Here is an 8,997-nt window from a genome sequence, read left to right on the forward strand (position 1 = left end):
CCGGAGTCGTACTGGCCACCCCCCACCGGGGCGCCGGTGCCGCAGGGAGCGGGTTCAGCGGCATACGACGACGTGGACGGTCGCTCGGACGAGTGGGACGAGGACGACGAGCTGCCCCCCCGTGAGGGGGACCCGCGCGTCGGGCTCGCGCGGCGCACCGGCACACTGCTCACTCTCGGCGCGGCCTGGCTCGGGCTGGCGGCGGCGATGCCGGGCATCGCGTTGCTCGTCCTGGCGGGTTGGTCCCTGCTCGGGCGCTCGGTCGACCGGTCGATGACCGGGCTGGTCCGGCGCCGCTACGACCGTGGTCGGCGCCGCAGCGATGTGCCCTGGGCCCTCGCCGCGAGCCCCTACCACCTCGTCGGCGGGGCCCTGGCAACCGTCTTGGCCCTCATCCTTCCCGCCGCGGTGACGGTCGCGGCGGTCTTCGCGTCGTCCTTGCTCGCCGCCGCGCTGCGCGGTGGCGAGCTCATCCCGGGCTCGCCCGGCACCCTGCTGGCCGGTGCCGCCGCGGGCCTGCTCATGCTGTGGTGGGGCCCGGGCGGTACCTCACTGCGGCGCGGCTCCCGCTCGGTCGTGCGTCGGGTCATTCCCCCGGGCCTGCCCACGCAGGTCGTCGGGTTCGCTTGTGTGGCAACCGGGTTGATCCTCGCTGCCGTTGCGCTGTCTCGGGGTGCGAGCCTCGACTGGCAGCCTTGGAGCGGCAATCCTTTCGGGGGCTGACGAGGCGACCGATCGCCGATCCGGTAAAGGATCGGTCAAGAAAAGGTCACAAGAAAGTATCGGAACGGCTTGTCGCGGGCCCCAACTGTCCCGTACCGTCTAAGCGCAGCGGCATCCGTTCGGAGCCCACCGAGATCCCCTCAGGGCTTGGACCGTGCCGCTTCCCCCTGCTCGGGCCACCTGAGCGGGACCCACAAGTGCACATCGCAACCAACGAAACCGGTCCCTTGGCGCGCCGAGCCTCGCCAGCCAAGGGACGCAGCCCGGGTCCCGGGCACGGGCGAGGACGGGGGACCCAACATGGCCCGCCAGGGCCTTGGGGTGAGGTCGCGTGAGCGACGGGGCACCTGACGCCCCAACCCGACAGCTAACTCCGCAGGCGCCGTCAGGAAGGAACAAGATGCAATACCACCAGTCGAAGCATGCTGCCGTGAAGAAGGTCTCGCTGAAGCAACGTGCTGCGGGCGTCGGCATCGCCGGCGCGGCAACGATCCTCGGCGGCATCGCCATGGCCGGCTCTGCCAGCGCCTCCTCGGTCTGGGACCGCGTCGCGGCCTGCGAGTCGGGCGGCAACTGGCACATCAACACCGGCAACGGCTACTACGGCGGACTCCAGTTCTCCTACAGCACGTGGCGCGGGTACGGCGGTGGCGCCTACGCGCCGCGCGCCGACCTCGCGAGCAAGGCGCAGCAGATCGCGGTCGCCCGGCGCACCCTCGCCTCGCAGGGCCCCGGCGCCTGGCCGGTCTGCTCCGTGCGCGCCGGCTTGACCCGCGCCAACGGCGGCGCGTCCTCCTCGGCCGCCGCCTCCCGCTCGGCGACCCGCAAGGCCGCCCCGAAGCAGGCCACGACCAAGAAGTCCTACGCCGCACCCAAGAAGACCAACCGGGCCAGCACCCACGCGGCACCCAGGGCCAACACGGGCGATGGCAAGCGGATCGCCATCGCGCGGGGCGACACCCTCTCCAAGCTCGCCGCCAGGCACCACGTAAGGGGCGGCTGGCACGCCCTCTACAACGCCAACCGTGGCTCGATCCAGAACCCGAACCTCATCTACGTCGGCCAGGTCATCCGCCTGCCGTGACCAGATGAGCGCGCCCGACCGGCCTCGCGAGATCTCCCCTCCCCTCGCGGGGCCGGTCACCTTCTCGGTATGCCGCTCGCTCGGTTACGCTTTCGGCGTCCCGTCCGAGGTGGCGGGCATTCGCTGGCGTGGCGCAACCGGTAGCGCACCTGTCTTGTAAACAGGGGGTTAGGGGTTCGAGTCCCCTCGCCAGCTCTCGACCTGAACCCCCAAGGAACGACACGAGCGCTGGGCCGGCATCATCGGTGACGGCCCGGCCCAGCCCAGCCCTTCTGTGCCCCTTGCTCTACTTGCGGTGCTCGGTCCAAGCCGTCCCGTCCCACCAACGAGTCATCTCACCCTCAGGATCTTTGTACCAGCCGGCGGGAGGGCCACTCGAAGTGACGGGCGCGGGCGGTGGGACTGATGCGCCGCTTCGAAGCGTCGAGCCTCTGCCTGTGTGTTGAGTTGGCGGACACCCTCGGCCTGATCGCGCTGAAGTTGCAGGTCGACCGCCTGTTGCGCCACGAGCGCCCGGGCAGCGTTCCGGGTCTGCTTGGCGTACTTCGTCGCACGTTCTTCCTTGTTGCGATACGGAACCAGCCCTGCCGAGCTGACGCTCATCGTCTTTCTGAGCAACCCATCATCGTCCTCTCGTTGAATGCCGAACGATGATGGTAGTCGCGAACGTGCGTCGATGGTACCGCTGCGGTACCATCACCGTATGGCGATGAATCTGAGGCTCACCGACGCCGAAAGCGATGCCCTACGCGCGAAGGCCGACCAGGAAGGCCGGTCCATGCAGGAGGTCGCTCGAGCGGCCATCGCCCAGTACGTGTCGGACCGCCCCCAGCGACTCCAGGCCGCTATCGAACGGGTGAGCACAGAGGACCGTGAGCTGCTCGAGCGACTGAGCAGGTGAGTGACGCAGGGTTCGACTACCTGTCGGTCGAGGATCTCCTGGAGATCGCGTCGGGGGTGATGCGCGAGGTCGCAGTGAGAGACCCGGGCTTGCTGGCAGCGGCAGCCGCCCGACCGGCCATCAGCGTATTCGGCGACGACGCGTACCGGACTTTCACCGACAAGGCGGCGGCGCTGCTGCATTCCCTGGTTCGCAACCACGCGCTGGTGGATGGGAATAGGCGTTTGGCGTGGTCGTCAACCCGCGTCTTCTGCCTCATCAACGGTCGAGATCTTGTCTACGTGATCGACGAGGCAGAAGAGCTGATGCTCGCTGCAGCGGCTGGCCGCGTGGACGCGCCGGAAATCTCTGCGTGGCTAGCCGCCCGGATCGGGCCTGCGTCTTAGCGCCGCAAAACCCCTGCGCACCGGGCGCACTCGGTACGCCTCGCGCGGCGTCGATGCCGCGGATGACGTCACCGGCCGAGTAGGCTGCGTCGGCTTCTCGGATGTCGGTCAGGGCCTGCGGGTCGCTGAGGACCGACAGGGTCTCCTCGAGTTCGGCAAGGTCGTCGGGACTGAGGATGACAGCGACGGGGCGGCCGTTGCGGGTGACTGTGACACGCTCGTGCTCGTGCTCGACGCGGTCGATGACGTCGCTGAAGTGGTTTCGGACGTCTCGGAGCGGCTCAACGGCCATGCTCACAATTGTGGCGCTTTAATGCGTAGCGTGCAGCAGGTTCAGGTCCGGTGCTGGACCTGGACGATCTGCGCGCCGATGCCCGCGTATCCACCTCCGGGCTGTCCCACCCCGACTCGACGTCGCCTCCGGCGGTGTCGTGGCAGGCTACGTCCACAGGACGGACCCCGAGGCCCTCGTCGATGACTTTCTTCTGGTCCCAGCCAAGCAGTCGGACGCGTCCGTGGTGATGCCGGCGATGGCGTCGGCGCGTGGGAATGGGCCCTCCATCTTCGCCCCGGTGACGACGCAACCGCTGTTCTCGTCGTTGTTCGTTGTTCTCCTCGTGGTGCGGTCCGTGCAGCCGGATCGCGCGCCTCTATGGTGGATCGATGGCGTCGGTCAAGCAGGTCCAGGTCACCTTCGACTGTGCAGAACCTGAGCGCGTGGCTCGGTTCTGGTGCGAGGTGTTGGAGTACGTCGTACCGCCGCCACCGGATGGGTTTGCCACCTGGGACGACTTCGATCGCCGGCTGCCGCCGGAGGAGCAGGGTTCAGCGTTCGCCTGCATCGACCCCTCGGGTGTCGGTCCGCGGCTGTTCTTCCAACGCGTTCCCGAGGGCAAGGTCGTCAAGAACCGGCTGCACCTCGACGTGCGGGTCGGCACCGGGCTCGTGGGCACCGAGCGCCTGGCCGTCCTCGAGGCCGAGGGCACCCGACTGGTCGCGCTCGGTGGGGTACGTGTGCGGCTCCTGCTCGCTGACGGCCACAACGAGTCGTGCCTCGTGATGCAGGACATCGAGGGCAACGAGTTCTGCCTCGACTGATCGGCCGCAAACGTGCCGGTCTGATGCCTAATAGGTCTCTGCCAAGGCGGTGACCTCCCGCCGCACCAGCACTTCTGGCTCGTCGAGCTCCCGCGCATAGCGGTGCCCGGAGTAGACCGCGGCAGCGATCGTCGAGGGCGCCAGGCAGTCGCCGATCGCGGTGACGGAGGCGATCCCGGCGTCGCCCCACTCCGCTCGTCGTGCGAGCAGATCCTCGTACAGCGTGCTGCGGCTGGAGCGGGCAGTCACCATCACGACGCTCCGCGCGACCGCGTCGGTCCGCTCGCCGGTGTAGACGCACTCGAGGGTTGCCTTCTCGCGGTGCACGGCCACAACGGCCTGCCCGGTCAGTAGCGTGATCCCGGCGCGCAGCAGGCGGGCCTGGATACGCCGGACCTCGAGCGTGTTGGCCGTCCACGACGACACCTGAGGCTCGCTCGTGGCGACCGTGACGTCATACCCCTCGCTGCGCAGCAGCTCGGCGAGGACCCCACCGAGGTAGTAGTGGTCGTCGTCGAAGACCAGCACGGAACGGCCGGCCGGACGCACCCCGGCGAACAGGTCGTCGGGCGTGAGGATCTCGGTCCCGTCACCCACCGGCAGCGGCCGGGTGTGCCAGCGCCCCACCCCGTCACCGCGCCACCGGGCACCCGTGGCGATCGCGACGTGATCGAAGCCGGACTCGAGCACGTCGGAGGCGCTCGTCTCGCTCTCGCGGTAGAGCTCGACGTTGGGCAGCCCTTCCAGCTGCTGTTCGCGATAGTCGACCACGCGGCGCCAAGCCCTCAGGCCGGGCAGCGCCGCCTCGTCCAGCACCCGCCCGCCGAGCTGCCGGCCCGCCTCGAGCAGCGCGACGTCATACCCACGCCGCCCCAGCGCGCGGGCGGCCTCGAGCCCGGCCGGGCCGGCGCCGACCACGAGGACACGCGCCTGAGACCTGGCCGGGTTCATCCGTTCGGGGTGCCAGCCCCGCCGCCACTCCTCACCCATGGTGGGATTCTGCGTGCAGCGCAGCGGCGAGGACGTCTCGTCGCCGCTGACGCAGATGTTGCAGCCGATGCACTCGCGGATGTCGCCGGTGCGCCCCGCCTCGATCTTCGAGGGCAGGAACGGGTCGGCGATGGAGGGCCGTGCGGCACCGATCAGGTCGAGGATCCCGGTGCGGACATGCTCGGCCATCGTGTCCGGAGAGGTGAAGCGTCCGACCCCGACGACCGGCTTGCTCGTCAGCTGCTTGAGGCCCCGCAGGTGCTCGGTGTGCACCGCCTCCGGGCTGAACCGCGAGGTCGACGAGTCGTTGGGCCAGTCGCCGACCATGAAGTCCCACAGGTCCGGCAGCTCGGCGAGGGTCCCGATGACCTCGGCGGTCTCGGCGCGCGTCAGACCGGCGTCACCGGTGAGCTCGTCGACGCAGAGCCGGACGGCGACGGCAGCCCGCCCGTCGACCTCCTCCAGGGTCTCCTCGATCAGCTCGCGCAGCAGCCGCATTCGATTGGCCAGCGGGCCGCCGTACTGGTCCTCGCGTAGGTTGTAGCGGGGTGACAGGAAGTGCTGGGCGCCGGCCAGGCCGTGCCCGGCGTAGACGTAGACCAGGTCGTATCCCGCCTGCAGGCTGCGCCGGACCGCGGCCCGGTGCCAGCCGCGCAGCGTGGCGATGTCGTCCGTCGTCATGGCCCGGGCCTGCACCGGGTGCGACGACAGCACGGGGAGGGCCGACGGGCCCAGCGGAACCTCGCGGCTGGCGAGGTTGGCGGTCGACATCCCGTTGTGGGTCAGCTCGATACCGGCCAGGGCGCCGCCGCGGTGGATCGCCTCGGCGACCCGTGCGATGGCCGGGATGTCCTGGTCGCTCCAGAGCCGCCCCTCGATGGCAGGCGTGAGGTCGGAGGTCGGGTGGATCTCCACCTCTTCGGTGCAGACCACCGCCCAGCCGCCCTCGGCCTTCACCTCCCGCATCCGGGCGAGCGCGGAGACGTCCCGGTACCCCATCCCGTTGCAGTGCGGCACCTGGAAGAAGCGGTTCTTCGCGACCAGCGGCCCGATCGTCACCGGCTCGAAGAGCACGTCGTGGCGGGGGTCGCGTTGGGTCGGGCGGGGACGGTCCATGCGCTCACTCTGCCGTGGCAGCCGCGGAAAGTCGCGCTTGTCGTCGGGACCGCCGGTGCCGACCTGCTCGCGGGAGGGTTGGGACAAGCGCCTCGGTCGGGAGGCCGGTCACGCCGAACGACCGCTATTCGCGTGTCCGGCCGTCGCTCAGCACGAGTGTGTGAACCAACCGCGATAGTGGTCGTTCGGCGGAACCCTGGCCAGGGAGCTGGACAGCCACGCCCTTCGTCGCTCCGTCCTGTCCCACGGGCCTCACAGTGCCCTCGACCAACACCCGTCCTGCCATCGACGCCGGACACGACAGAAGTCGTCCGATTCGCCCCCTGATTGCTCGTCGCGACTGTGAAACATTGGGAGGACCCACCGTCGGTTCCATCGCCCACGAGGAGAGTCAATGAAGACCAGAGCCGCCGTCGTCTACGAGCCCGGCAAGCCGATCGTCGTGGAGGAGCTCGAGCTGTCCGACCCCGGACCCGGAGAGGTCCTCATCAAGTACCTGTACGGAGGCCTGTGCCACTCGGACGTCCACATCGCCCACGGTGATCTCCCGGCGCGGCTGCCCATGGTGCTGGGCCACGAGGGCGCCGGCATCATCGAGAAGGTCGGCGCAGGAGTCACCCGGGTCGCCGAGGGCGACCACGTCGTCTGCTCGTTCATCCCCTCGTGCGGCAACTGCCGCTACTGCTCGACCGGGCGCCAGTCGATCTGCGACATGGGCGCGACCATCCTCGAGGGCTACCTGCCCGGCAACCGCTTCCCGTTCACCGGCCCCGCCGGCGACTACGGCGCCATGTGCATGCTCGGAACCTTCAGCCAGCACAGCGTGATCCACCAGAACTCGTGCGTGAAGGTCGACGACGACCTGCCCCTCGACAAGGCCGTCCTGGTCGGCTGCGGCGTGCCGACCGGGTGGGGCTCCGCGGTCAACACGGCCGAGGTCCGGCCGGGAGACACCGCCGTCGTCATCGGCGTCGGAGGCATCGGCATCAACTCCGTCCAGGGCGCGCGCTACGCCGGCGCGAAGAACGTCATCGCGATCGACCCGCTCGAGAACAAGCGGGAGAAGGCACTCGAGCTGGGGGCCACCCACGCGTTCGCCACGGCAGCCGAGGCCATGGCTGCGGTCACCGAGCTGACCCGGGGGCAGATGGCCGACTCCGCGATCCTCACCGTGGGCCTGATGACCTCCGAGGTGGTCCAGCAGGGCTTCGACATCGTCGGCAAGGACGGCAACGTCGTGCTCACCGGCCTGAACAAGATGGAGCTGCCCACCATCCAGCTGTCCGGCTCGGTCCTGACCCTCTTCCGCAAGAAGATCAAGGGCAGCCTCTTCGGCGACTGCAACCCGATGACCGACATCCCGAAGATCCTCGGGCTCTACCAGTCCGGCGACCTCAAGCTCGACGAGCTGATCACGAAGACGTACACCCTCGACCAGGTCAACGAGGGCTACGACGACCTGCTCTCGGGCAAGAACGTGCGTGGGGTGCTCGTGCACGAGCACTGAGGAAATGCCTTCGCTCCCAATGGCGCCCGACCGTATGGTGCCACCGCCCCGGACCGCGCCGACCGCGCGGCCCGGGACCGGGCGTCCCGGGAGCGGGCGACCCGGGACTGGCGCAGATGGCGCCGAGCCAGGCGCCCCCGACGTCATCGGGCGCGTGCCGGAACGCGAGCTGCTCGAGGCGGCCCTCGAAGCCGAGGCCCACGTCATCCTCGAGGGGCCACCGGGCACCGGCAAGTCCACCCTGCTGCGCGCCGTCGCCCGGGCCCGGGACGTCGGCTTCGCCTTCGTCGAGGGCAACGCCGAGCTCACCCCGGCCCGCCTCGTCGGGCACTTCGACCCCGCCCTCGTGCTGTCCCGGGGCTACGACCCCGACGTGTTCGTCGACGGGCCGCTGCTCGAGGCGATGCGGGGCGGGACCCTGCTCTACATCGAGGAGCTCAACCGGGTGCCCGAGGAGACCCTGAACGTGCTGCTCACCGCAATGTCCGAGCGCGAGGTGGCGGTGCCCCGGCTGGGTCGGGTCGCGGCCGCGCCCGGCTTCCGGTTCGTCGCCGCGATGAACCCTTTCGACACCGTCGGCACGGCCCGCATCTCGGGGGCGCTGTCGGACCGCACGTGCCGGATCTCCATGGGCTACCAGGACCCGCAGAGCGAGACCGAGATCGTGCTGGCGGCCTTGGCCCGACCACCTGCTCCCACCCGGACCATCGCCCCGCCCACCGCGTCCGATGCCGCACCGGCCACCGCGCCCGATACCGGGCCGGCCACCGCGCCCGATACCGGGCCGGACGCCGCGCCGGGCACCGCTCCGGAGGCCGACTGGGTGCGGCGGGCCGTCTCCCTCGTGCGCGCCACGCGCGAGCATCCCGAGCTTCGGGTGGGGTCCTCGGTGCGGGGCGCGATCGACCTGACCCGGCTCGCGGCCGCGCTCGCCCGCCGCCGGCGGAGCACCCTCGGCGATGTCGGCCTCGACGCTGCGCTCGTCGCGCTCTCCGGCCGGGTACGGCTCGCACCGACGACACGGCGGACCGCGGAGGAGATCATCACCGAGCTCTACGAGCAGCACATCGGCCGGCCGGCCGACCAGGACTCGGGGGACGATGCCGGGGGGAAGGACCCGGCCAGGGACCCCGGGGCGGGGGGGCCCCGGGGGCCCGCCCGGCCCCCCCCCCCCCCCCCCCCCCCCCAACCC

8 protein-coding genes, 1 tRNA gene, 3 pseudogenes and 1 riboswitch are annotated in these 8,997 nt (G+C 70.3%); of the genes and pseudogenes, 9 read left to right on the top strand and 3 right to left on the bottom strand.

The genetic code is table 11. The features are described from left to right. The 3 genes and pseudogenes from L0H79_RS17945 to L0H79_RS17955 all read left to right on the top strand — a co-directional run. A pseudogene (locus L0H79_RS17945) lies at positions 1–723 on the top strand (serine/threonine protein kinase); the annotation flags it as partial. Between the two features lie 223 nt (positions 724–946). Then, a riboswitch (cyclic di-AMP (ydaO/yuaA leader) is annotated at positions 947–1,121 on the top strand. Positions 1,122–1,153: 32 nt separating this feature from the next. After that, positions 1,154–1,807 carry a transglycosylase family protein gene (locus L0H79_RS17950; protein ID WP_367652491.1) on the top strand — a complete coding sequence of 218 codons (654 nt, stop codon included), beginning with the start codon at positions 1,154–1,156 and terminating at the stop codon, positions 1,805–1,807. A gap of 122 nt (positions 1,808–1,929) precedes the next feature. After that, a tRNA-Thr gene (locus L0H79_RS17955) sits at positions 1,930–2,002 on the top strand. Positions 2,003–2,093: 91 nt separating this feature from the next. Here the strand turns inward: L0H79_RS17955 and L0H79_RS17960 are convergent. Beyond that, a pseudogene (locus L0H79_RS17960) lies at positions 2,094–2,162 on the bottom strand (DUF2510 domain-containing protein); the annotation flags it as partial. Positions 2,163–2,212: 50 nt separating this feature from the next. Between L0H79_RS17960 and L0H79_RS17965 the strand changes: the two are divergent. The 3 genes from L0H79_RS17965 to L0H79_RS17975 are packed head-to-tail and all read left to right on the top strand — an operon-like array spanning position 2,213 to position 3,094. After that, the gene (locus tag L0H79_RS17965) at positions 2,213–2,461 is read left to right on the top strand and encodes a hypothetical protein (RefSeq protein ID WP_301486015.1); all 249 of its coding nucleotides are present in this window, start codon (positions 2,213–2,215) and stop codon (positions 2,459–2,461) included. A 49-nt stretch (positions 2,462–2,510) separates the two neighbouring features. Beyond that, on the top strand, positions 2,511–2,708 hold the full coding sequence (locus L0H79_RS17970) for a DNA-binding protein (RefSeq protein ID WP_301486016.1): 198 nt from the start codon (positions 2,511–2,513) through the stop codon (positions 2,706–2,708). After that, positions 2,705–3,094 carry a type II toxin-antitoxin system death-on-curing family toxin gene (locus tag L0H79_RS17975; RefSeq protein WP_301486017.1) on the top strand — a complete coding sequence of 130 codons (390 nt, stop codon included), beginning with the start codon at positions 2,705–2,707 and terminating at the stop codon, positions 3,092–3,094. Before L0H79_RS17970 ends, L0H79_RS17975 begins: the two co-directional genes overlap by 4 nt. A gap of 85 nt (positions 3,095–3,179) precedes the next feature. Here L0H79_RS17975 and L0H79_RS17980 read toward each other — a convergent pair. Further along, positions 3,180–3,386, bottom strand: a pseudogene (locus tag L0H79_RS17980) (type II toxin-antitoxin system Phd/YefM family antitoxin); the annotation flags it as partial. A gap of 371 nt (positions 3,387–3,757) precedes the next feature. Here L0H79_RS17980 and L0H79_RS17985 point away from each other — a divergent pair. Then, positions 3,758–4,192, top strand: coding sequence for a VOC family protein (locus tag L0H79_RS17985; RefSeq protein ID WP_301486018.1), 435 nt, complete (start codon positions 3,758–3,760; stop codon positions 4,190–4,192). 27 nt (positions 4,193–4,219) lie between these two features. Here the strand turns inward: L0H79_RS17985 and L0H79_RS17990 are convergent, their stop codons facing one another. Continuing rightward, entirely contained in the window at positions 4,220–6,298 is a 2,079-nt protein-coding gene (locus L0H79_RS17990; protein ID WP_301486019.1) for an FAD-dependent oxidoreductase, read from the bottom strand. A gap of 394 nt (positions 6,299–6,692) precedes the next feature. Between L0H79_RS17990 and L0H79_RS17995 the strand changes: the two genes are divergently transcribed. Next, complete coding sequence (locus tag L0H79_RS17995; protein WP_301486020.1) at positions 6,693–7,805, top strand: Zn-dependent alcohol dehydrogenase; 1,113 nt, start codon at positions 6,693–6,695, stop codon at positions 7,803–7,805. Positions 7,806–7,959: 154 nt separating this feature from the next. Further along, a partial coding sequence (locus tag L0H79_RS18000; protein WP_301486021.1) for a MoxR family ATPase occupies positions 7,960–8,997 on the top strand: 1,038 nt, incomplete at its 3' end.

The sequence above is a fragment of the Intrasporangium sp. genome (assembly GCF_030452765.1).
Lineage (GTDB): Bacteria > Actinomycetota > Actinomycetes > Actinomycetales > Dermatophilaceae > Intrasporangium_A.